24 protein-coding genes, 2 tRNA genes and 2 rRNA genes are annotated in these 21355 nt (G+C 41.0%); 14 read left to right on the forward strand and 14 right to left on the reverse strand.

Features of this window, described 5'->3' with window-relative positions:
• Window positions 1-268: ribosomal RNA gene (locus DU53_RS05985) — 23S ribosomal RNA — on the forward strand; the annotation flags it as partial.
• Between the two features lie 34 nt (window positions 269-302).
• Window positions 303-419: ribosomal RNA gene (rrf, locus tag DU53_RS05990) — 5S ribosomal RNA — on the forward strand.
• A gap of 237 nt (window positions 420-656) precedes the next feature.
• On the opposite strand, the gene DU53_RS13170 is transcribed toward rrf, so the two are convergent.
• Genes DU53_RS13170 through DU53_RS06000 form a run of 3 tightly spaced genes read right to left on the reverse strand, consistent with a single transcriptional unit; the run spans window position 657 to window position 2217 of the window.
• Entirely contained in the window at window positions 657-1100 is a 444-nt protein-coding gene (locus DU53_RS13170) for a M48 family metalloprotease (protein ID WP_369816074.1), read from the reverse strand.
• The gene (locus tag DU53_RS13175) at window positions 1004-1651 is read right to left on the reverse strand and encodes a M48 family metalloprotease (RefSeq protein ID WP_255358881.1); all 648 of its coding nucleotides are present in this window, start codon (window positions 1649-1651) and stop codon (window positions 1004-1006) included. The genes DU53_RS13170 and DU53_RS13175 overlap by 97 nt, the downstream gene beginning before the upstream one ends.
• Window positions 1652-1653: 2 nt before the next feature.
• Entirely contained in the window at window positions 1654-2217 is a 564-nt protein-coding gene (locus DU53_RS06000; RefSeq protein WP_063728007.1) for a LemA family protein, read from the reverse strand.
• A gap of 120 nt (window positions 2218-2337) precedes the next feature.
• Between DU53_RS06000 and DU53_RS06005 the strand changes: the two genes are divergently transcribed.
• Complete coding sequence (locus tag DU53_RS06005; RefSeq protein ID WP_201030012.1) at window positions 2338-3105, forward strand: HAD-IIA family hydrolase; 768 nt, start codon at window positions 2338-2340, stop codon at window positions 3103-3105.
• 209 nt (window positions 3106-3314) lie between these two features.
• Window positions 3315-3839, forward strand: coding sequence for a hypothetical protein (locus tag DU53_RS06010; protein WP_063728008.1), 525 nt, complete (start codon window positions 3315-3317; stop codon window positions 3837-3839).
• Between the two features lie 30 nt (window positions 3840-3869).
• Here the strand turns inward: DU53_RS06010 and DU53_RS06015 are convergent, their stop codons facing one another.
• From DU53_RS06015 to DU53_RS06045, 7 genes are all read right to left on the reverse strand, one after another.
• Window positions 3870-4355 carry a nucleoside-triphosphatase gene (locus tag DU53_RS06015; protein WP_015868505.1) on the reverse strand — a complete coding sequence of 162 codons (486 nt, stop codon included), beginning with the start codon at window positions 4353-4355 and terminating at the stop codon, window positions 3870-3872.
• A 14-nt stretch (window positions 4356-4369) separates the two neighbouring features.
• Window positions 4370-4915 carry a permease gene (locus DU53_RS06020; protein ID WP_063728009.1) on the reverse strand — a complete coding sequence of 182 codons (546 nt, stop codon included), beginning with the start codon at window positions 4913-4915 and terminating at the stop codon, window positions 4370-4372.
• Window positions 4912-5421, reverse strand: coding sequence for a permease (locus DU53_RS06025; RefSeq protein ID WP_063728010.1), 510 nt, complete (start codon window positions 5419-5421; stop codon window positions 4912-4914). Before DU53_RS06025 ends, DU53_RS06020 begins: the two co-directional genes overlap by 4 nt.
• Before the next feature lie 118 nt (window positions 5422-5539).
• On the reverse strand, window positions 5540-6490 hold the full coding sequence (locus tag DU53_RS06030; protein WP_063728012.1) for an ABC transporter ATP-binding protein: 951 nt from the start codon (window positions 6488-6490) through the stop codon (window positions 5540-5542).
• A gap of 12 nt (window positions 6491-6502) precedes the next feature.
• Window positions 6503-7270 carry an ABC transporter permease gene (locus DU53_RS06035; RefSeq protein ID WP_063728014.1) on the reverse strand — a complete coding sequence of 256 codons (768 nt, stop codon included), beginning with the start codon at window positions 7268-7270 and terminating at the stop codon, window positions 6503-6505.
• A 262-nt stretch (window positions 7271-7532) separates the two neighbouring features.
• Window positions 7533-7847 carry a thermonuclease family protein gene (locus DU53_RS06040; RefSeq protein ID WP_063728017.1) on the reverse strand — a complete coding sequence of 105 codons (315 nt, stop codon included), beginning with the start codon at window positions 7845-7847 and terminating at the stop codon, window positions 7533-7535.
• A gap of 157 nt (window positions 7848-8004) precedes the next feature.
• Window positions 8005-8081: transfer RNA gene (locus DU53_RS06045), tRNA-Cys, on the reverse strand.
• 20 nt (window positions 8082-8101) lie between these two features.
• Between DU53_RS06045 and DU53_RS13180 the strand changes: the two genes are divergently transcribed.
• Window positions 8102-8230, forward strand: coding sequence for a hypothetical protein (locus tag DU53_RS13180; protein ID WP_255358882.1), 129 nt, complete (start codon window positions 8102-8104; stop codon window positions 8228-8230).
• A gap of 235 nt (window positions 8231-8465) precedes the next feature.
• Here DU53_RS13180 and DU53_RS13185 read toward each other — a convergent pair whose 3' ends face one another.
• Window positions 8466-8597: a hypothetical protein gene (locus DU53_RS13185; protein WP_255358883.1), complete on the reverse strand. Its 132-nt coding sequence runs from the start codon at window positions 8595-8597 to the stop codon at window positions 8466-8468.
• A 249-nt stretch (window positions 8598-8846) separates the two neighbouring features.
• On the opposite strand from DU53_RS13185, the gene DU53_RS06055 reads away from it, so the two are divergent.
• Together DU53_RS06055 and DU53_RS06060 are read left to right on the forward strand one after the other, a co-directional pair.
• A tRNA-Asp gene (locus tag DU53_RS06055) sits at window positions 8847-8923 on the forward strand.
• 349 nt (window positions 8924-9272) lie between these two features.
• A complete protein-coding gene (locus DU53_RS06060; RefSeq protein ID WP_063728020.1) occupies window positions 9273-9941 on the forward strand; it encodes a DUF6062 family protein in 669 nt (222 codons plus the stop codon).
• 56 nt (window positions 9942-9997) lie between these two features.
• Here DU53_RS06060 and hcp read toward each other — a convergent pair whose 3' ends face one another.
• Together hcp and DU53_RS06070 are read right to left on the reverse strand one after the other, a co-directional pair.
• Complete coding sequence (gene hcp, locus DU53_RS06065) at window positions 9998-11668, reverse strand: hydroxylamine reductase (RefSeq protein ID WP_015868512.1); 1671 nt, start codon at window positions 11666-11668, stop codon at window positions 9998-10000.
• Window positions 11669-11693: 25 nt separating this feature from the next.
• Window positions 11694-12908 (reverse strand): DUF438 domain-containing protein, encoded by a 1215-nt coding sequence (locus DU53_RS06070; protein WP_015868513.1) that lies wholly within the window; start codon window positions 12906-12908, stop codon window positions 11694-11696.
• A gap of 94 nt (window positions 12909-13002) precedes the next feature.
• On the opposite strand from DU53_RS06070, the gene DU53_RS06075 reads away from it, so the two are divergent.
• The 4 genes from DU53_RS06075 to DU53_RS06090 all read left to right on the forward strand — a co-directional run bounded on the left by DU53_RS06075 (window position 13003) and on the right by DU53_RS06090 (window position 15755).
• Window positions 13003-13677 (forward strand): Crp/Fnr family transcriptional regulator, encoded by a 675-nt coding sequence (locus tag DU53_RS06075; protein ID WP_015868514.1) that lies wholly within the window; start codon window positions 13003-13005, stop codon window positions 13675-13677.
• 186 nt (window positions 13678-13863) lie between these two features.
• The gene (locus DU53_RS06080) at window positions 13864-14490 is read left to right on the forward strand and encodes a Crp/Fnr family transcriptional regulator (protein ID WP_161484760.1); all 627 of its coding nucleotides are present in this window, start codon (window positions 13864-13866) and stop codon (window positions 14488-14490) included.
• 66 nt (window positions 14491-14556) lie between these two features.
• Window positions 14557-15033 carry a permease gene (locus DU53_RS06085; RefSeq protein WP_015868516.1) on the forward strand — a complete coding sequence of 159 codons (477 nt, stop codon included), beginning with the start codon at window positions 14557-14559 and terminating at the stop codon, window positions 15031-15033.
• A complete protein-coding gene (locus DU53_RS06090; protein ID WP_015868517.1) occupies window positions 15030-15755 on the forward strand; it encodes a permease in 726 nt (241 codons plus the stop codon). Before DU53_RS06085 ends, DU53_RS06090 begins: the two co-directional genes overlap by 4 nt.
• 264 nt (window positions 15756-16019) lie before the next feature.
• Here DU53_RS06090 and DU53_RS06095 read toward each other — a convergent pair whose 3' ends face one another.
• Window positions 16020-16553 carry a GNAT family N-acetyltransferase gene (locus DU53_RS06095; RefSeq protein ID WP_063728022.1) on the reverse strand — a complete coding sequence of 178 codons (534 nt, stop codon included), beginning with the start codon at window positions 16551-16553 and terminating at the stop codon, window positions 16020-16022.
• A 196-nt stretch (window positions 16554-16749) separates the two neighbouring features.
• Here DU53_RS06095 and DU53_RS06100 point away from each other — a divergent pair, with 196 nt between their 5' ends.
• The 3 genes from DU53_RS06100 (at window position 16750) to DU53_RS06110 (ending at window position 21332) form a co-directional block, all read left to right on the forward strand.
• The gene (locus DU53_RS06100; protein ID WP_063728024.1) at window positions 16750-19344 is read left to right on the forward strand and encodes a CehA/McbA family metallohydrolase; all 2595 of its coding nucleotides are present in this window, start codon (window positions 16750-16752) and stop codon (window positions 19342-19344) included.
• 381 nt (window positions 19345-19725) lie between these two features.
• A complete protein-coding gene (locus DU53_RS06105) occupies window positions 19726-20505 on the forward strand; it encodes an ABC transporter ATP-binding protein (protein ID WP_063728027.1) in 780 nt (259 codons plus the stop codon).
• On the forward strand, window positions 20502-21332 hold the full coding sequence (locus tag DU53_RS06110) for an ABC transporter permease (protein WP_063728029.1): 831 nt from the start codon (window positions 20502-20504) through the stop codon (window positions 21330-21332). Before DU53_RS06105 ends, DU53_RS06110 begins: the two co-directional genes overlap by 4 nt.
• The last annotated feature ends 23 nt before the right edge of the window (window positions 21333-21355 follow it).

Genomic DNA, 21355 nt, shown 5'->3' on the forward strand with positions numbered 1-21355 from the left:
GCTGCGAGCGGAGGAGGCTTGAGGAGGGTCACCCCTAGTACGAGAGGACCGGGGTGAGTGGACCACTGGTGAACCAGCTGTCGTGCAAGCGGCAGTAGCTGGGTAGCCAACGTCCATGAGCGATAACCGCTGAAAGCATCTAAGCGGGAAACGTGCTCCAAGACGAGGCCTCCAAGGGTCGTCCGAGAAGAGGACGTAGATAGGCTGGAGGTGTAAGCCCCGCGAGGGGTTGAGCCGACCAGTACTAATCACCCGAGACCTTTACCTATCCCTATGCACCTTTGAGTGATTTGAGAGTTATCCTGGGTGCCGATACCGGAGTGGGAAACACCCGGATCCATCCCGAACCCGGCCGTTAAGCCACTTCGGGCCGATGGTAGTGCGGGGGCAGCCCCGTGCGAGAGTAGGTAGCGCCCAGGGTTTTATGGGAAAAGGGAGAGCATTTCGCTCTCCCTTTTTCGTTGTTAGCAATAACCGAGAACCGAGAAGGCCGCTACGTGGCGGAAGTGCTGAGCCGCGCTCAGGAGGCTCACGACGTTGACGCTCACGAGGTTGAGGCTTGCAGACGCTGACATTTGATAGTGCGGCGCTTGCAGAGACTGTGTGCTGCTTCGCAGCGCACAGATTTGCGAGCTTCCGGGGCGCAGCCCCGCACTTCACTTCTCAATCCCATAAATCTCTTTCTTAACTTCCTCGGGATCTCTGTTTTCAAGTACCGCTATTCTCATATATATTGGCGGATGGGTGCTGAAAAGCGAAGAGAGTTTTGAAGTTTTCTCATTAACTTTTCTCTTCAAGGGATCTGCGATGAAGAGATGAGCCGTTGCGACATTTGCAACTTTAAGCTTTCGAGAGTTTTTAGCTATCTTTCTCAAAGCATTCGCCAGTCCGTTTGGATTTCGTGTTAGTTCTACACCGCGAGCATCGGCGAAGAATTCCCTTGTTCTTGAAACCGCAAGGAGCGACAAGCGTCCCAGAAAAGAAAAGACAGTCGCAAGTCCTGCTACTGCGGCGAGGAATGCCAGGATGGCTGCGGTAGAATTCCCTTCTTTACCTTTTCGACTTCCTCTTCTTCCGCCAAAACGCAGGTATCCCCACAGGCTCTAACGGCGAAGATCTGGATTATAACAACAGCACCTAAAAGAGCCGATATAAGAGTCATTATAAGGATATCTCTATTTATAATATGGCTCAATTCGTGAGCGATAACGCCGGATGTCTCTTCTCTATTCAGGTTTTTAAGCAACCCTGAAGTGACACAGATTACACCGTCTTCTTTTTTCAATCCGGTAGCGAAGGCATTTATCACGGAATCATCATCTATTACATAGATGTCGGGAGGTTTGGGAAGACCGGCGGCAATTGAAAGTTCCTCCACGATGTTTTTTAGCTGTTTTTCTTCGATATTATTCAACCTCAAAGGTCGGGCATTTACAGAGTGCAAAACGATGTTCTTCCCGGAGATCAGGGAAACAAGCAGCTGTATTGTTGCAATGCTCCCAAAGATAGCGGTAAAAATTGGGAAGATATTGAACATAAAGTCTATTACAAGACCAAAGAAAAGCATCATGAGAAAGAAAATTAAAATCAGAAGAACGCTCTTGCGAACGTTCTTCTTTTCTTCAGTATAGAAATCGACCGTAAAAGCCATAGTTAACCAAGATCTACCTTCGGAACTTCTCTTTCGGACTCGTCCGTTATCTCAAAGAGAGGAAACGGCTTGAACTTGGAAGAATACATACCGGCAACGATGTTATTAGGGAATATTTCTATCTTTGTGTTGAATTTGGTTACAGTATCATTGTAGAACTGCCTGGCGTAGGTTATCCTGTTTTCAGTTGTGGTCAGTTCTTCCATGAGTTGTTTTACGTTTTCATTTGCCTTCAACTCGGGATAATTTTCCACAATGGCAAGCAATCTGCCGAGAGCACCACCAAGAGCACCTTCGGCCTGAATCTTTTCATCTATGTTTTTTGCCGAAACGGCTTTGGTACGTGCTTGGATCACTTTTTCCAGGGTCTCGCGTTCGAATTTCATATATCCTTTCACTGCGTTGACAAGGTTTGGGATCAAATCATGACGTCGTTTTAATTGAACGTCTATCTGGGCCCAGGCATTTTCAACGCGTTTTTTTGATGCCACGAGGTTATTATAAACGCCAATAAACCAGAAAATGATGACAACCGCAATCACTAGCACGATCAACCCTATTATCATTGAATCACCTCCTACAAAATTATAATATATCCTGGTTGTATTGTAGCATGCTACAATATTGGAGATCGGTTTCTACGTTATAACTTTTTCAGACCAGATTATCAACATTGGAGGTGCACTGTGAAAAAACTGTTTGTGCTGGATATGGATGGGACATTCTACCTCGGAAATACGCTTTTTCCTGAAAGCCTCGAATTTGTGGAAAGAATTACAAGTACGGGTGCTAAGCTTGTTTTTTTGACAAACAATTCTTCGGCTACTCCTGAAGAGTATCACGACAAACTGGTGCGCCTCGGTGTTCCAGAAGGTTCTTTTTCGGTTTATACTTCAGGAGAAGCTACCATGCGTTTTCTCAAGGATAACTATCCAGGTTCTTCCGTTTACTTGCTTGCCACACCGTCAGTTGAAAAGATGTTCGTTGATTCGGGGATAATTTTAGATGAAAAAGATCCAGACGTTGTTGTTTTAACCTACGATAAAACCCTGACCTTTAAGAAAATTTCAAAATTTTGTGGTTTTGTAAGAGATGGCATTTCATATATAGCATCACATCCGGATATAAATTGTCCAACGGAAAGAGGATTTATCCCGGATGTGGGAAGTTTTATGGCTTTGATCAAAACATCTACCGGTAGAGAACCAGACCATATTGTAGGAAAGCCAAATCCAACTATTCTCGAAATGCTTATAGAGGAATTTGATGTGAATAGAGCCGACGTCATAATGGTTGGTGACAGACTCATGACCGACATTGAGTGTGGTTTGAGAGCCGGAGTTACAACAGCGTTGGTACTTACAGGGGAAACAACCAGAGAGATGGTACCAGACAATCCCCCTTTCATTGTAGCGGATAACCTGCTTGATCTTCTTAAAAAGTTAGGATATTGAGATAAATAACGCGGTTTTTAACACAACGACTGTTCTTAAATAAAATCTTGAAACAGTTCGATTTTTTAGCTCTTATATTGTAAAATAAAAGTATGAAAGTTATTTTTATCCTGTTAAAAGAGGTGGGATAGAAAATCATGAGCTAAGTTGTAAAATGAAAGAAATCCAATAAAGAAAACATATTGGTTAATTTAAAAGGGGGGATAAAAATGCGCAAGGTACTGATTCTTTTCTTTTTAGTGTTAATTTTCAGCCTGTCAGTTTTCGGTGTTTCGAAAGGTCCAAAGACAGTTGCTGAAATTACGGCAGAATTGATTGAAAAGGGTATTCTTGAAGGCGTATATACAAAAGATGAAATCAAAATGGATGGAGCTGTGACGCGTTATGAACTTGCACTCAGCCTGTACAATGTCATTAACTATACAGACAACTCAATGACACAACTTCATAAATATTTCAGTAAAATGGAGATTCTCTCTGGAAAAATCGATGAACTTTTCACTACTACAAATGTGCTTTCATTGAAAATCGAAGACAATAAGAGATTGATTACAAAATTACAGAATGACTTTTCCGAAAGGTTTGATAATCTCGAAAATGATGTTTCTCTTTTGGAGGAAAAGGTTAAAAGCTACGAAGAAACAATAGCGAAACTGCAGAAACAGTTAGGGTTTACCCTTGTTGGTCTTTTGGTAGTAGCTGTTGTAGCTATTTATGAACTGCTTCAACCATAATTGTTCCAGGATTATCGATCAACGGCGGGCTTAAAGGCCCGCTTTTTTATATTCTTCGATCAGGAAAGAAAGAATGCTTTCACGGTTCCTTACAGTAACTTCTATGGTTTCAAAACCACCCAGCGTGAGCAACTCTTTTATAAAAGGAAATTTTCCTTTTCTCAAAACGCAGAGGCAATTGTCTGAGTGTTCGAGCAAATTCTTAACAGCTCTTCTGAACTCTTCACAGCACTCTTCCAGGAAGCCTATTTCATCTATCACAAGTAGTTTTGAAGAAGTTTCAAGTTCCGGGATCTCTTTTGATGCTTTAAGAAACCCCTCCGGTATCGGTTGTATTTTCTTTTTTTCTCTTTTACCTATAAGATATTCAGGTCCTTGAATAAATCTAAGGTACAGTTCTTTTCTTCGTTTGTCAAAGCGCGTGAGAAAACCCGTGACACGGTATAGCTCTATAAGTTTTTCAACAATGTGGGATTTACCCGTACCCCTTTCGCCGGTAAGGAAATATTTTGGCATCTAAATCCACCTTTTCAAACCTTTGATTCCTTTTTATTGCTCCATAAAATTATTTGCTCTATGAATACTCCCATAAGGATTACAAAAATGATTGTTAAAGAAAGTCTCATTGCCATAAATTTTGGTCCAAGGAACTGAAGTTCTACCAGCTCCTGAGGAATCTTGATGCATGCCCATGCTGAAAGAAAGATAATAATGTTGGAAATACGCGCGCCTTTTTTAAGCAAAGCAGAAGCCATAGGAAAAGCCACATAAAGAGGGCCCGTAGGCAATGCACCCATAAATATAGAAATGAAAATACCTTTTATCCCGGAACTTTTCCCTAAATATTTCACAACCATTTCTTTTGGGACAAACACTGCAAAAAGTCCCATCAATACCATTACCGCAGGGAGTATCAGAATCATTTCAATGAGGAAATTCCATGAGGTTGTGATCACCGCTTCGCGCTTATCAGGAAAAATTGATAGCAAAATAACCGCGGTTACCAAAGTAATCCCTAAAAAGATCAAATCTCGCATCATTTCTTTTTTTTGCTTTTTCTTTAGAGACTCTTTCATAGTATCACTCCCATAATAAGCGCAATAATAATTGCTATGATGAAACTTATCCCGTTTCTGAGTAAAGCCATTTTCTTTCCCAGTTCTTTTATTTCTACCGGTAGGGTAACTACTCCAATCATAGTTAATGTGGTAATAAAAACTGCAACTGCTGTAACTGAAGCCCCACTTTCAAGAAGCGACGCTCCTAAAGGAAATGAAATTAAAGAAGGGATATGTAAGATCGCTCCCAATGACGCAACAACAAGTATTCCCCAAAATCCTGCCTGTTTACCAATAATCCTGGAGATTTGGCTTTGCGGCACAAAACCTAAAAGCAAACCTATAAAGACTATGATAATAAGCATGGTAGGAAGAATGCGAAAGAACGACTTTAGCGCTACTATTAATGATTTTTTCGCTTTTTTCCGATCTTTAATAAAAGCAAAGATCAAACAGCTAAGAGCGAAAATATTTATAAATATAGCGGTCACAATATATCCCCCTTCATCTTTAGACGTTCGCATATATGTGCCTATACTATAACAGCAATATTTCTTTTGTCAAGATTTTTTCGATTCTATTTTTTCCAAGTTTTTGTGTGTACAAGATGAAAGGGGATTTTGAAAGAGTTTAAAACAACTATCAGGATTGCTCGACATACTTCATGAATATCTTTTCAAAGTTTACCGTGTCCTGTTCGATAGATTTTATTTCAGTGCCCATGGTTTTCAAAGTGTCCATGAGATCGAAGAGTTTTTGCGGATTTTCCAGGTCGATCTTGAATTCAAAAAGCCCATCTTCCTTTTTTATATCTACCGCTCCGAATTCTTTGAGATGGGGCTCGAGCTCTTTTCCTTTGTTAGAAACCTTCAGCACATATCTTCGAGCTCTGAACATATCCATGAGTTTCTCCTTTTCTTCACAGACAACGATTTTTCCTTTACTCATGATAGCTACTCTGTCAGCAATTGCCTCAACAAGGTTCATGTCGTGAGTCGATAGAAGGATTGTCTTTCCTTCCTTTTCCGTAATGTTTCTTAAAATGCTCCTCAATTCAATAGAAGAAGCAACATCGAGGCCGAGAGTTGGTTCATCGAGAAGCAGGATATCTGCCCCCGTGGCGAGACAAACAGCCACAGCTGATTTTTGCTGCATTCCTCTGGAAAGTTGCTGTACAAGGTCGTTTGCTTTTTCTTCAAGGTTAAACTTTTTGAGGATTTCCAGTGCTTCCTCCCTTGTGAGTTTCTTTCCACGTATCCCGGAGAAATAAATCATGTTTTCTACCGGAGTCATTCTCCAGTAAAGATTTCTGTTTCCTTCCAGAACGGCGCTGATGTGTTTTAATGTTTCTCTACGTCTTTTTAAGAGATTTTTCCCCATTATCTCTATTGAACCTGAATCGGGGAGCAGTAATCCGCAAATGCTCTTTATCGTTGTTGTTTTTCCAGCACCGTTCGGCCCAAGAAGTGCAAAGATCTCACCCTGTTTAATTTCGAAAGACACTTCGTCAACAGCTACGAACTTTTCTTTGGTTTTCCTTCTCTTATATGTTTTCACAAGATTCTTTACTTTAAGAACTTTTTTATCTGTCATATTATCACCCCGTCAATACTGGCTGAGCGCGCCTGTTCTCATTGCTTTTTTCTCAAAAAGCCTGAAGATAAAGATTCCAAGAGAAAGGTACAGAAGAGAAACCAGCCAGAGATACAAATGTTCTATAAACGGAAATTCCATGATACCTATTTTGTTTATAGCCATCTGTCGCATTAAATACGATACTTGAGACATCGGTATAAATTTCATGATCGGAGTTTTCGGATCGATCATCGTGAAAGCAAGCGAACCGAAAGTCACGATTTGAACGAACGATGAGACCCTCTTGAAAATCAGGGCAATACCCCCGATGATCATACCTATTCCCGTGGCACACATAACTCCAACAATAAGAAGATAGATAAGCGTCAAAAAATCGAAATTCAAAGTCCTGCCGGTGGTGAAAGCGGCGAAATACATCAGGACAACTACCATAGAAACGTTGAGAACAAAATTACCAATGATCCTGGAAAACAGCTGAAATTCAAAGGGTATGGGCGACATAAAAACCTGTTCCAGAGTCCCCCTTTGAGCCTCTTCAATTATTCCCCAGCTGACACCCTGAAAAGAAAAAACAAACATGAGCCACATGAAATAACCCACAATAATTCCATCGAGAGTTTTTCCAAACCCGGGAGTTCCCCCACCGACGGTCTTGACCCCAAAGAATATAAGGTAAAAGAAAACTAGAATTGTGAGTATCCCGGAGATGGAATCGAAATAATAACGCTTGAATTCTATCAAGTTTTTCCAAAAATTCGCCCAGAAAGCTCTAAACATTTTAACCAGCTCCTTAGTTTATACGAATTACTGATTAAATAATATCATATTTGATTAAAATGTTTCAAGTATCCTATGCTTCCAACTTCATTTTTTTAATTTCAATAAGTATTATTTGATTTTGAACTAAAAAAAGAATCATAAATAAAGAAGAGAGGAAGAAATCCTCTCTTCAGTTTTTTAAATTTCTAAGTTATCATCTTGAGAATCCTAATAGCTGTAATGATCTACCTCTATCCCTTCACTATCATACAACTTTGCTTCATCGTAGTAACTTGCTGAAAAGAGAAGCTGATTTTCCGAAATATTCAACAGGCTTTCTTGGATGAACACTTTCCGGTGTATCGACTCCTATCATGCGAATTGTTTCGATTTCAGAATCTAAAATCACCTTGATCGTATCTCCATCTATATTGGAGTACACCTCTGCAGAAGCATATTCGGTTGGTTGTAACTGCTTTAGCCATTCTTCCGCATAGATGAATTGGATAGAGCCAGTACTAAGAGTGATGGGCGTTATAGTGAAAGCAATATTGATGAGAAGCAAATACATTACTAATAGCCATTTGGTTCTCATGAAATCCCCCCTTTTTGAAGATACATTCGAACCAATTTTTATCGGAAGAGAAAAAAGGAAACTGTGTAAAACTAAAATGGCCAACAAAAGCTTTGGAAAGACTTATAAGCGAACAAAAAACACAGGGGACACAAAGTCCCCTGTTTATGTTTAAGCTTGGAGGCGACGGAGGGATTTGAACCCTCGAATAGAGATTTTGCAGACCTCCGCCTTAGACCCCTTGGCTACGTCGCCCAACCGTCTTGTATTTTAACATGTTATCCAGATCTATTCAACTACAAAGTGAAGCTATCGCACTGATGCTGGGAATGGCTAACGCCGTTGAAGTGCTGGACAACGTCCTGGAGGCTCACGACGTTGACGCTTGCAAGGCTGTCAGCTGATGGAGCGACGTTTGCGACGAAAAACACGAGAATCCGAGAGCCGAGAACCGAGAAAAAACAAGACTCTTGCAAGGCTGTCAGCTGGTGGAGCGACGCTCGAAGACTGAGGCTTGCAGACGCTGATGAAACCCGTTGTCGGTTGTGCGTGAAAATCTGGAGAAAACGCGGACTGTATCATCTTCTCGCAAAACGGTCATTCTGGAGGTGTTTAATCCAGAATATTAATCCGCCACTGTCATTCTGGAAATCTTCTATCCAGAATCTGGGCTTTTTTGATGATTAGATCCTGAATCAAGTTCAGGATGACAATCTCTGTCAGGGTTCTTCTTAGCCACGGCTGGTAGTTCACTGAGGCGGAAAAAAACATATTCTAATCCGCCGTAGGCGCGTTACAACCACGAAGTGGTTCGAAACAACTCCACAGGAGTTCGCCCCACTGGCGTAGCCAGTCGCACCGAATCTCACTATTCTCCAATCTCCAACATCCGATCTCGCTTTTTAATGTACTCAGCGCGATTCCGTCGCGTAGCGGCCGTCCCGGATCTCGGGTCTCGAATCTCGTGTATTATGAAACCAGTTGACAGAGTTACAAGCATGATGTAAAATCATTAGCGTCGGGGACGTGGTGAAGATGGTTATCATGCCGGTCTGTCACACCGGTGGCCGCGAGTTCGAGTCTCGTCGTCCCCGCCAGGGAAAGAAGGGATATCTGATGATATCCCTTCTTTTTTTTACACTCACCTGAGGCGTTAGGAGGGTGTTTTTTTATTTTCTTGATTTCTAAGGATATTTTGCGTTGTAAAAGCATTATTTGATGTTGCTTTTGGAATGATGGCAATTTGATTGTCAGAAAATTTGTTATAGACTAAAAATACTGTATAACGGAAATTCTTTTTTTGAATAAGAAATAATCTTGAATGACCCGATAAGTGGGAAAGTGAAAAACCTTTCCCTGCCAGATTTAGGAGCCGACTCCCATCGGCTCCCTTTTTTCTTTTAGATGAGCTATAATTTGTTCAAATGACGAAAGAGTGGTGTTTATATGAGAGCCGGTGATATAGCCGAAAGCACTGTAATGGAATTATTCAAAGTTAATGATTATGATTGTCCTGTATGCAGAGCTGTTAATGACGCTTCGATAGCATGGCTTTCCAGTGTCCTTGCAGATCTTCTCCATAATTTCGAATCCCGGGAAAAACTCCTTCAGGGTGGACTGTGCCAGACGCATAGAGGCAAAATAGTGTCTCTTGCCAGATCGACGTCAGATATTGGAGGACTGCCGGTGGCAATGCTTCTGGAAGAAATGCTGGAACGCCAGCTCAAAGCTCTGGAAAATTCAGGGAAAAGAAGGTTTTTCAGAAAAAACAACAAAACCCATTCTAAAACATGTTACCTGTGTTCCTTTGAGAAGGAAACGGAGATGAGATATATCATAGCATTGCAAAGTGCATTTAGAAAAGCCGAATTCAGAAGAGCCTATGAAGAAACCTCAAGGATAATTTGTATTGATCATAGCGTGATGATTCTGGGAAGACTTACCGCAACCGAATGGTTTAAGGAAATTCAAAAAAAGAAGTATAGATTCATGTTAACTCAACTGGGGCATTATATTTCAAAACACGATTATCGAAATAAAGAACCTTTTGGTGAAGAAGCCCTTTTCTGGAAGATTGCTACTAAACTTACCGGGGAAATAGAAACAAAAGGTTAGCCAAAAAAACCGGTAGCAACGATGGCTACCGGTTTTTTTCTAATTTTATTGCTTTATTACTTGCCCTGAAGGATCAGTTCAAGATCTTGTTCGACAGTTGATATCGGTTTTATATCAAAATTCTCCACAAGAACTTTAAGAACATTCGGCGAAAGGAATGCGGGCAAAACCGGTCCGAGCCTTATGCCTTTGACACCGAGGTAAAGTAACGCGAGAAGAACAGCAACGGCTTTTTGTTCATACCACGCGATATCATAAGAGATCGGTAGGTCGTTAATATCATCAAGGCCGAAAGCTTCCTTCAATCGAAGCGCTGTAACAACTAGTGAGTAAGAATCATTACACTGCCCCGCATCTATTACTCTTGGGATACCATCGATATCACCGAGATCAAGCATGTTGTATCGGTATTTTGCACACCCGGCTGTCAATATGACGGTTTCTTTGGGTAATCTCTTAGCCATTTCTGTGTAGTATTCACGCTCTTTCGCTCTTCCATCACATCCGGCCATAACGACGAAGCGTTTAATCTTTCCAGCTTTCACTGCTTCTATTATCTTGTCTGCTACTTGAGCTGTTTGTTCATGAGCGAAACCGATCACTATTTTCTTTCCGGGTTTTTCTTCCAATCCACCCAGTTCAAGGGCTTTTTCGATAACAGGGGTGAAATCTTTTTGACCTCCATCTGTTCGATTGGGTATATGCTTCACTCCAGGCCAACCAACAAGACCCGTTGTGAATATCCTATCTTTATAGCTCTCGAGAGGTTTCTGGATACAGTTCGTTGTCATAACAATTGCACCGTTAAATTGAGCAAACTCTTTTTGCTGGTTGTACCAGGAAGTTCCGTAGTTTCCAACAAGATGCTTGTATTTCTTGAGCTCTGGATAGGCATGAGCGGGAAGCATTTCTCCATGAGTATAGACATTTATTCCTTTGCCTTCCGTTTGCTTCAGGATTTCTTCGAGGTCGAGAAGGTCGTGTCCGCTCACCAGTATCGCGGGTCCGGGGAGCGTACCGGTATAAACTTCAGTAATTTCTGGATTTCCGTAACGGGATGTGTTCGCTTCATCCAGAAGCTGCATGGCTTTAACAGCAAATTCTCCAGCTTTCATTACAAGAGCAACATAATCATTTACCGTCAATGAGTCGTCCAGGGTCGCAGCGAGACCTTCCTGTAAGAAGTGGAGAATCTCATCATTGAACTTTTGCAGAATGTAAGCATGGTCTGTATAAGCGGCGATTCCTTTCAATCCATAGGTAAGCAGTTCCCTCAGGGATCTTATGTCTTCATCTTTTGTGGAAAGAGCGCCTACTTCTGCACCTTTAAGTTCCCAGACACTTAAATCTCCGGGAACATACCATGTTGCAGCTTCAGGAACTTCTTTAGAGAATTCTTTTCCGTACTGTTCTTTGTAAGCCTCTTTTGTGGCCTTCATGATTCTTTCCCTTAATGCAAAAGCCTTTTCGATTTTCTTACCGATGCTTTCGGGATCGAAATTCACGTTGGTTATAGTTGTAAAAAGTCCTTCTGCCACAAATAGGTTCACTTCTGGATCATCTACACCGAGTTTCCTCGCTTCGGTAGCCCAGAAGGAAATTCCCTTTAGAACCCATACAAGAAGATCGAGCAGGTTAGATGTTTCCGGGTCTTTCCCACAAACTCCTGCCACTGTACAGGCCTTTCCGTTGAGAGTTTCAGAACATTGGTAACAGAACATACTCATTCAAAGCACCCCCTCTATGGATGTGTTAAGATTCAAGATCATCATATATTCTTTTTTCACCTGTTATCTTTTGTATAGGAACAATATCCTGTGTTATTTCCAGTGTTCCCAGATATTCGCCCTTTTCGTTTCTGACAGCGAGGTATCTTATATAGACGTATTTATCGCCGAGCTTCAGCCAGAAATCGGCACTATCACGTTTACCGGATTTGAAGTCGTTCAAGATCTTGTTGACCACATGAACGCTCTTTTGAGGATGACAGTTCTGTACCTTTCTGCCGATGATCGCTCTTGTCCTTATGAAGATCCTATCCGAGCTTTCATTGAAATATCTGACTGTGTCGGTATCATCCACGAAAGTAATGTCTATCGGGAGGGTATTGAGCATGGCTATAAGTTGTTCTACACTCAAATAACCGCTTCCGAGGTTTAAGAGGCCATCTTTGTTATCAACAGTGCTCTCCTGTGACTCAGCCTGAAGGAAGAAAGGAATGGGTTTGTAGGCGAAATAACCAAGCTCCTCGAACTGCTTCCTGATTTCCTTCCATTCAGTGTCAGTTATAAGCTTTAATGCCGTCGGGAAGAGAACTTTATGTTCTTTGTATATGTGGTTATAAAAGAGCTCGCTTATACCCAAAGCAACTTCCTTTATCTTCATTTTAACCTCATTCAAGGGCGAATTAAGGAGTTTTTTGAACTCTTTGATGAGTGCCCTTATATCATCATGCTCTTTCCACATGATAGCTGGGGGTTGAACAACGCCGTGCTTCTCCAGATAAGGGAAAAGGACGTCTTCTTCTTTGTGAAAATATTTTTCTATCTCAGAGAGGTAATCCGCAAACTCCTTCAGTTCTTTGAGAAATTCTTTACTATTAACTTCATCAAGTTCAGAATTTACAATTTTGTTGGTGAGTTCTCTTAAAGCTTTTGTCTTGTTGAGTATATCCTTGTGTTCTTCCATGAGAATATGAATTGGGTGCCATGGCTCCACATCCAGCTCATCTTCTATCAGTGCTTCTTTAAATAGATCGAGATGGACGTCGCACATTAACTGTATGGTTTCGGCAGGGGTTCCTTCATTTATAAGTTCTTGCTCTACTTGAGAGATCTCAATTGGCGTTAGTTCTCTTATTAAATGTTTGAATTGTTCCTGGATCTTCCCAAAATTTTCATTTGGATTTTCATGAAGTTGTTTGATAAGATTTTTTAGCACCTCTTTTTTATTGAACAGTTCGCTCATATAAATTCCTCCTTTTTTAGTTGGTTTTTCTTTTCAATTCCAGTATAATTTTTTTGAATCATTCAATCGGTAACATATGTTACGGAGGATAGAGATGAATCCACTAATTCTAAACCTTGCACGTTCAAAGCTTTTTAAAGGATTAACCGTTGGAGAACTTGAAACAATTTTTCGAGAAATTTTGTATCGTATCGAAAAGTACAAAGCCGGTGAATTTGTCCGTTTTCGTGGAGACAGTTGTGATGATCTCCTGATTCTTCTGGATGGTAAGGTTAAAACGGAGATGCAAGACTTTAATGGAAAAGTCGTCAGGATAGAAGTAATGGACGCACCAAGCCTTTTAGCTTCAGGTTTCTTATTTGCCACCGATAATGTATTTCCCGTTGACGTTATCACGATTACTGATTGTTCATTCCTGACAATACCGAAAAAATCAGTAATTAATCTTTGTAGAAAAAACGAAAAGTTTCTGTTGAATCTTCTGCAAGATATGGGGGATAGATTGGTATTTCTCTCGGAAAAACTCTATATGCTGACGTTGAGAACCCTCAAAGAGAAGATAGCTGATTATATCCTTTCGCTTTGCAAAGATAAACAATGTGAAGTATCTGTTCCTCTAACAAAAGAAGAGCTTTCACAGGTATTTGGGGTTGCAAGGCCTTCGCTTTCACGTGCTTTTGCCGATCTTGCAAGAGATGGAATTTTAGAAATGGATGGAAGGAAGATAATCATAAAGGATTTTGAAAAGTTAAAGGCCCTTATAAAATAAGATTTTTAGCGAGGCATCATCGCAAATTAAAACTACGGCTGATGCGTTGTGCCCGGTGTGTAACAGTGCACCGGGCAAATTAATGCGGTATTATAGGAAGAGACATTGTACGCGCTCTGATTATCTGAAAAGGAAAAAGGTAGTGATTTCAAAATGGAACTACGGAACATTCGTACCTTTGATAAATTGAACGAAGCTGAGATCAAATACATTGAAAAAAACGCAAGGGTGGTGAAGGTCAATGAAAATAAGATTCTGTACAGTCCCGACGAAGTATGTGAACAGGTTAGCGTAATACTGAAAGGAAAACTCAGAGTTTCGAAACTCTTTCCCTCTGGTAAAGAGCAAATATTGAAATATCTTCAAGAAGGCGATACCTTTGGTGAAACCCTTGTTTTTCTCAAAGTACAATATCCTGCTTATATCATAGCTGATACAACTGCAAAAATATTGGAGATCCCTGAAAAGGTTATATTCAAACTTTTTGATAACAAAACTTTCCTTGTTTCTTATCTGGAGAGCGTTTCAAAGAAGATGTTAAACCTATCGAATATCATAGAGATGCTTTCTTTGAAGAGCATTAAGCAGCGAGTTGCAAAATATCTTATAGATCTATATTATTCTCAAGGTTCTTCTGTTATAAATCTCAAGAAAACAAAAAAACAAATAGCACAGGACATTGGGAGCGTCAGGGAGGTAGTGTCCAGGGCATTCGGTGATCTCGAAAAAGCTGGAATGATAAAACTACTTGATAAAAATCGTGTCAAGATAACAGATCTCAAAAAACTCGAAGAAATTATCCTGAAGTCGTAACTATAGTCACGGACGTTTCTATGGAGAGCCCCTATAATGAAGTAAATCTAGAATTGGAGGTGCTGAATGACAACAGTAATTCTAGCAATAGTTGCAGGGGCTTTTTTGTTTTGGTCGCTTTTGAAGAGTGTGGAAAAAACCAAAAAAAGCTTGAAGATTGCCCGAAACTTACTCGCAAAAACTTTCCTTCAGATAATAGGAGTCATGGCACTCATAGGGCTCGTCCTTGCGGCAGTACCGCCGGAGCTTATCAAAAAATTGTTGGGGGGGTCAAATGAGGTTTTAAGTACTCTCTATGGGGCAATAATCGGTACAGTGACGATTATTCCGGGCTTTATAGCTTTTCCGCTTTCCAAGTCTTTATATGAAAGTGGCGCGCACTTGATTGCAATAGCCGCTTTCATAACAACACTTACCATGGTAGGGTTCGCTACGATTCCCATAGAAGTACGTCATTTTGGTAAGAAATTTACCTTTTATAGAAACGCTTTGAGTTTTGTTTTCGCTATTGGTATAGCGTTGGGTATGGGGGTGTTGCTATGAAGAACTTTATAAAAGAAAATAAACTGCTGGTTATTACCGCTGTCCTGTATTTGGTGGTTTTCTTTTTTAATCCAGGATTATTCAACAATGCGGTTAAAATGACTGGTAAATTCCTTCTTGAAATGATCGAGGTAATGCCTCCAATTCTTTTGTTATCGGCTCTTATAACGGTTTGGGTACCTTCAGAGGTTATTACAAAGAACTTTGGTAAAGAATCGGGGATCAAAGGAAAACTCATATCTGTTTTTATAGGATCTGTGTCTGCCGGTCCGATATATGCAGCTTTTCCAATGGCGCTAACACTTTTTTACAAAGGTGCTAGCGTATCGAATATAGTTATCATAATAAGCGCATGGGCTGTGGTAAAAGTCCCTATGTTTATGATCGAATCGAGCTTTCTTGGACTTAAATTTGCCGCGATAAGGTATCTCCTGACAGTGCCGGCGATTGTAGCTCTTGGGTACCTGATGGACAAACTGGTTAAAAGAGAAGATATCCTAAAAGAACAAAGTCAGATTGAGAAAGAGACAAACCTTACTGAAAAGCACATCTTGCGGAAGCTTCCCCGCTTTGACTGTGGTGGTTGTGGCTATAAAGATTGTGCCTCATTTGCGAAAGCTGTGTACGCAGGCGAAGCAACCATAAGTGAGTGTGTTATTAAAAGCAAAAATCGAGAATCAGAAACCGGAGTTCAAGAACCGTTATTAGAGACTGGAGATTAGAGGAAACCGAGATCTCGAGAACCAAGAATCAAAGAGCGAGATTGGATGTTGGAGACTGGAGCATAGACAAGAACCGAGATTCGAGGACCGGTGACCGAGACCCGGTAAGCACGATTACGTGCTCATTACCGTTGCGTAATCACCCCCTTGAAAGATAAAGTGCCATCATTCCGATCATTTTACCGTTCTTTTCGAACTTCACGACACCACTGGAAGCCTCGTTATTAGAGTGATCAAGATGCCTATGCCAATGAGAGTCATTTCTCAAAGCCAGGTTGTATTCTTTCCTCGCGTGTTCATTGTAAAACTCTTTACAGGCTTCATCTGGAATTTCAGATATTCCGCGGTAATGGAAGGGTTCTCTTTTGCAATTAATAAGTCAGGATAAAGGAAAACAAGCTTTTTCCTGAAGAATAGCTCCCAGCCGTATTTTCGGTAAAAACTAACATTGAAAGGATATAGCATGGAGACGATCATGCCTTTATCGCGCATTGTTTCAATGGACTTTTCAAGCATAAAACGGATCGTCCCCTTCCCTCTGTAATCAGGTCTTGAACAGACCATGCCGATTCCTCCCATAGGAATCATTGAGTTTCGGAAGCGTATTTGAAAAGGATAAAGAAGATAAGCAGCAACAAGCTTATTAGAATCATAAACACAGTCTATCTCTGTTCCGCTGGACAAAGCATAATCTATAAACCTCTTAATAAGCTCTTGCACCGATCTTTTTGCCGCGAAGGAAAAATATGCCATCTCCATCAAAGCGTTTACATTTTCACTCTTTCGGTATTCGTACATTTTATTCCTCCTGAATGCAATTTATAAATTTATTTTTTATATTTTAAGAACAATTCTGTTAGCATTGCGGATATATCATCATTTTTTTGGTGATTGAAATCCTATGTTGTCAATTGTGGTTGTTTTTCTTCTATTGGGTCAATGGAAACAGCATGGTAGAATTTTAATACAGAATAACAGAAATGGAGGGACAACAATGAAGAAAACAGTATTTTTGCTAGTGGTTGCACTTTTGATTTCAGTAATTGCACTAGCACAATTTGAGAATTTCAATCTTTATTTTGGGAACCTGCACTCTCATACGAGCTACTCAGATGGGAAGGGGACTCCAGAGATAGCTTACAATTATGCGAGGAATGCCGGCCATCTTGACTTTCATGCAGTTACCGATCACGCACACTATTTTGAGCAAGAGTTGATGGACGGCAGAGACAAGTTCGATGCCATGAAAGAAGCAGCCAGAAATGCTTCCGATGAAAACTTTCTTGCAATAGCTGGTTTTGAATGGACTGCCACTGGTTGGGGACACATAAATATCTTTGAGACTCCGGATTGGACAGACAGAAACGAATCTCCGAACCTCGATGTGCTTTACAAATGGATCGTTGAACGAAAAGCTCTCGCTCAGTTCAACCACCCAATCTCAACATTCGGCATTTTTGATGATTTCAAATACGATCCCAGAGCAGACGAGTACATAAATCTTGTGGAAGTTGGAAACGGAAACTGGTCTCTGGGAGATACCATTTCCCCTGAAATGTTTAATGCGGTTAGATTGGCTTTTGCCAAAGGATGGCATCTGGGTACTGCCGTAGGACAGGATAATCACAAACCCAACTGGGGAACTGCTAACGACTCCAGAACAGCAGTTTATTCTCCAAGCTTAAAATGGGAAGATTTTTATGAGAGTCTCATGGCTAGAAGAACTTACGGAACAGAAGACAAGGACGTAGTCGTAGAATTCTCAGGTAACGGTTATCCGCTTGGCTCCATAATATATGACGCTAAAGAAGTGGAATTAAAGATTAAAGTCAAAGAAAGCGAAGATGACATTATTTCCAAAGTTGTTCTTTACAACAAAACAGGCATTTACCGTGTTTTTGATGTGAATTCTAATAGTTTTGAGCACATTGAAAAAATCGTTCCGGATACCGGTTATGATTATTACTTCCTCTATGTTCTCGAAGCGGATGGAGAAGAAGTGGTGAGTACACCTATCTGGGTTCAGAGCTCTTCAAAAACATATCTGTTGAATCCAGCACTTTATCCATCTAACGTAAAACCAGGCGAAATAGTTAAAGCGAAGTTCCAGCTTGTAAACGCCAATGAAACGGAAAAGAGCTTGCACGTAGTAATCAAAGCTTCAACGGGGAACATTCTTTCTGAAGAAACTTATACTCTTAACGGCATGACTTCCCGGGAATTTGTGATCGAATTCGCACCTGAATCCGTCGAAGACAGTCCTATCGAATTCTATGTAAACGATGAGCTTTACTATAAAGTGGATCTCACCATAAGATCTGGAGAGTCCATGAACATCGTTATAGACAAAACACACGACAACCATGGAATGAAGAATAGAGAAATACTAAAGGCTACTCTTGATGCTGCTGGTCATAAGATAACTGAAGCTGAAAGGATTCTTAAACCCACCAACTTTACGAACACAGATGTTTTTGTTCTCCCTCTTCCAGGAACAGAAGGTTACTTTGAAACTGTTAAGATTCTCATGCCTCCACACGCTAAGATGATAGAGAACTTTGTTAAATCAGGAGGTACGCTTATTGTTCTCGGAAACGGTGTGGAATTGAGTGATAAAATTCTGGGTTCTTACAACAGCCTTTTAAAACTCCTGGGCCTTCCCGTACAATTTGGTGATGTTAATTCCTCTGAAGTTGAAGAGATATCTGGTATTTACTTCGATGGATACAGAGAGATTGAAGGAGCAGGAACCTATTACGAAAAGGCTGTTGGAAAAGGTAAAGTTATCCTCTTTGCTGGAGACCCATTCACAGATACTGTCATAGAAAAGAACGGAGAATTGCTTGAGGAGCTCTTTGGCGTTGAGGAAATTATGGCTCCCGAGGTTGTGTCGTTACCTGTGGTTCTAATTGATGTCGCACACGGGAACGACTATTCCAGAGAGAAACTCAATGATTTCTCTGCAGCAATTGACAGCTGGGGCTATTTGAGCAAATTCTCTTACGGGAAACTCACCGAAGATGTCTTGAAAGAGGTTTCATTGCTTATAATCATGGACGGAACGGGATTCACCGAGGAAGAGTACAAAGCAGTGAAAAAATTCTTTGAGAACGGCGGAAGACTCATTTTAACCGGAAAATCCGATTTCAGAAACGGAAGCCATCCGCAGGCCATGAACAAATTCCTTGAGCTTATAGGTTCGTCCATAAGGATAAATGACGATCAGATAATCGACAGAACGGATAATTATGGCGCTTATTATAAGGTAGAAATAAAAACCTTCCCGGATAGTCCTTTAGAACTGACGGGAATCAGAAAGCTGGATGTTTACAGCGGTTGTTCGTTGATTGTTAAAGGAAAAGATGTCCTGATATTCGCAGCCGGTGATGACGATACCGAAAGTGTCGATCAGGATGGCAGAGGAGATGCAGTAAGAGTGGACATGGTTATATTCGCTGCTGGAGAGGTCATCGGCAATTCGAAAGTAGCCGTTCTCGGAAAAGCGGTGTTCAGCGATTATGATTTCAAACACCCGAAAAACGATAACTACAAATTTACGAAGGCGTTAATCGATTGGCTGATGAAATAATTCTCAAAGAAAACTGTTTGCTTTTCACAAATCATTATGTTATAATCTGTTTCGCAATTATTCCGAAAGGAGGTGTGGCAATGTTAAGGAGCTTTGGAACTTCAAGAATTTTCAGAATCCAGTCATCTGGAGCTGTCAGGCTTTGCCACGCCTTGGTACGATTACGGGGGTATCAATTTGTATAGTATAGAGTAACCCGTTGTACGAGGGCCGTGGCGAGAGTCACGGCCCTTTTTTATTTGAGTTCAAATCATGAGGAGGGGAAAATATGAGAGCGAGAGGCAGAGAATCTTGAAAGTGTAGCTATTTTGAAGGACGGCTATTTGAGACAGAAAAGACAGAGTTAAAGAAAAAGGGGTGATACTATGAACTACGCTCTTAATGACGGAAAATGTTAGAAAGTACTTCAAGAAAAATAAAAAAATTGTACATGCGTTAAAGGGAATAGATTTGAAAATAAGAGAAGGAGAAGTCTATGGTCTTTTAGGACCGAACGGCTCTGGAAAATCGACTTTTATCAGGATAGCATCTACGCTTTTAATTCCCGATTCCGGACGCATAGAGATATTTGGGTATGATGTTGTGAAAGAAGCTTCAAAAGTCCAGAAGCTAATAAACAGGGTCTCAGTTGAAGCAAGTTTTTTCAGAAAGCTCTCCGCACTTGAGAACTTGCTCTTTGCGGCTGGAATTCACGGAATGTCTAAAAAAGAAGCTCTGGCGAAAATAAACGATATTGTGGAGAGAGTCGGGCTCGACAAAAAGAGATTAAACGATCCTCTGGAAAACTTTTCCAGAGGTATGCAGCAGAAAGTCGCAATAGCGAGAGCTTTCATGACCGAACCCAGAATGATGCTGCTTGATGAACCCACCACCGGACTTGATCCCAGAGCTAAACGTGAGGTTCAGAGGCTGATAGAAGACATGAAGCACAAAATGAAAGCAACAATACTTTTGACCACCCATGATATGGAAGAAGCCGAAAAACTCTGTGATTATGTAGCGATAATCCACAGAGGGAGAATAATCGTCAAAGGTCGTCCGGAAGAACTCAAGGCGAAAATTTCCGACAAAGTTCATAATCCAACTTTTGAAGATGTCTTCATGGAATTCACTGGTGTAAGATTCGACGAAGCGGAATATGAGGAGGTTGAAACCCTATGAGCGTTCAAGCAATAGTTCAAGAAATGAGGGCTTCATGGGCTTTCATTGTTAGAAATTTCAATCTGTCAAAACGTTACTGGAAATGGGAACTGGTGTTTCTCGTCTATACAATTGCAAATTCGGTGACCATGGGGTTCATCGGAAAAGGTGTCGAGTCCTTCTCTGATGGCTCTTTCGATACCAACTATCTGATACTCTATATGTTGCTCGGATCGATTCTCTGGGGTTATCTTTCAGTTCTTTTCGCAATAGTTGCCGAAACAGTTGCCTGGGAACGCTGGGAAGAAACGATAGAATACACCTTCATGGCTCCGGTAAAAAGAGCAACGCACCTTTTAAGCGTTTGTGGATACGCGATACTTTACGGAATATTGAGGGCTGGTTTAATACTGCTCGTGGTTTCAATCTTTTTCGATCTCAACCTGGCTAATGCGAACCTGTTGTCCGCAGCGGGAATCCTGGCTGTAGCTAGTTTCTCTTTCATAGGTCTTGGGATGGTTGCGGCAGTACTTCCGCTAATATCCCCTGAAAAGGGCGTACAGGTTGTGCATATATTTCAGGCATTACTCCTGATGTTCTCAGGGGTTTACTATGAAGTAACCGTTCTTCCTGACTGGATGCAGAAAGTGGCGAAACTATCACCGGCAACTTATGCGTTAGCAGGTATGAGAAGTGCCATATTGCATGGTAAGAGTTTCTCTGAGTTATGGAGTCAGGTGTGGCCGTTGATATTTCTGGGGGCGGTTTTGCTCCCCTTTGGGATCTATTTCTTCAGCGTGATGGAGTTCTGGGCGAAGAAGAAAGGTGTACTAAAAAGGAGCGGGTGAGCTTTCCCCGCTCTTTTCTACGT

Origin of the sequence: Kosmotoga sp. DU53 (assembly GCF_001639905.1) — a bacterium.
Taxonomy (GTDB): Bacteria; Thermotogota; Thermotogae; order Petrotogales; family Kosmotogaceae; genus Kosmotoga; species Kosmotoga olearia.

Excerpts from the sequence above, each read along its gene's own strand:
- DU53_RS06060 (WP_063728020.1), top strand. The coding sequence starts at position 9,273 with ATGAGAGCCGGTGATATAGCCGAAAGCACTGTAATGGAATTATTCAAA.
- DU53_RS06110 (WP_063728029.1), top strand. The coding sequence starts at position 20,502 with ATGAGCGTTCAAGCAATAGTTCAAGAAATGAGGGCTTCATGGGCTTTC.
- DU53_RS06020 (WP_063728009.1), bottom strand. The coding sequence starts at position 4,915 with ATGAAAGAGTCTCTAAAGAAAAAGCAAAAAAAAGAAATGATGCGAGAT.
- DU53_RS06095 (WP_063728022.1), bottom strand. The coding sequence starts at position 16,553 with ATGTACGAATACCGAAAGAGTGAAAATGTAAACGCTTTGATGGAGATG.
- DU53_RS06035 (WP_063728014.1), bottom strand. The coding sequence starts at position 7,270 with ATGTTTAGAGCTTTCTGGGCGAATTTTTGGAAAAACTTGATAGAATTC.
- hcp (WP_015868512.1), bottom strand. The coding sequence starts at position 11,668 with ATGAGTATGTTCTGTTACCAATGTTCTGAAACTCTCAACGGAAAGGCC.
- DU53_RS06085 (WP_015868516.1), top strand. The coding sequence starts at position 14,557 with ATGACAACAGTAATTCTAGCAATAGTTGCAGGGGCTTTTTTGTTTTGG.
- DU53_RS06100 (WP_063728024.1), top strand. The coding sequence starts at position 16,750 with ATGAAGAAAACAGTATTTTTGCTAGTGGTTGCACTTTTGATTTCAGTA.
- DU53_RS06010 (WP_063728008.1), top strand. The coding sequence starts at position 3,315 with ATGCGCAAGGTACTGATTCTTTTCTTTTTAGTGTTAATTTTCAGCCTG.
- DU53_RS06025 (WP_063728010.1), bottom strand. The coding sequence starts at position 5,421 with ATGCGAACGTCTAAAGATGAAGGGGGATATATTGTGACCGCTATATTT.
- DU53_RS06105 (WP_063728027.1), top strand. The coding sequence starts at position 19,726 with ATGACGGAAAATGTTAGAAAGTACTTCAAGAAAAATAAAAAAATTGTA.
- DU53_RS06075 (WP_015868514.1), top strand. The coding sequence starts at position 13,003 with ATGAATCCACTAATTCTAAACCTTGCACGTTCAAAGCTTTTTAAAGGA.
- DU53_RS13175 (WP_255358881.1), bottom strand. The coding sequence starts at position 1,651 with ATGGCTTTTACGGTCGATTTCTATACTGAAGAAAAGAAGAACGTTCGC.
- DU53_RS13185 (WP_255358883.1), bottom strand. The coding sequence starts at position 8,597 with ATGTTTTTTTCCGCCTCAGTGAACTACCAGCCGTGGCTAAGAAGAACC.
- DU53_RS06015 (WP_015868505.1), bottom strand. The coding sequence starts at position 4,355 with ATGCCAAAATATTTCCTTACCGGCGAAAGGGGTACGGGTAAATCCCAC.
- DU53_RS06070 (WP_015868513.1), bottom strand. The coding sequence starts at position 12,908 with ATGAGCGAACTGTTCAATAAAAAAGAGGTGCTAAAAAATCTTATCAAA.
- DU53_RS06000 (WP_063728007.1), bottom strand. The coding sequence starts at position 2,217 with ATGATAATAGGGTTGATCGTGCTAGTGATTGCGGTTGTCATCATTTTC.
- DU53_RS06040 (WP_063728017.1), bottom strand. The coding sequence starts at position 7,847 with ATGAGAACCAAATGGCTATTAGTAATGTATTTGCTTCTCATCAATATT.
- DU53_RS13180 (WP_255358882.1), top strand. The coding sequence starts at position 8,102 with ATGTTATCCAGATCTATTCAACTACAAAGTGAAGCTATCGCACTGATG.
- DU53_RS06090 (WP_015868517.1), top strand. The coding sequence starts at position 15,030 with ATGAAGAACTTTATAAAAGAAAATAAACTGCTGGTTATTACCGCTGTC.
- DU53_RS06030 (WP_063728012.1), bottom strand. The coding sequence starts at position 6,490 with ATGACAGATAAAAAAGTTCTTAAAGTAAAGAATCTTGTGAAAACATAT.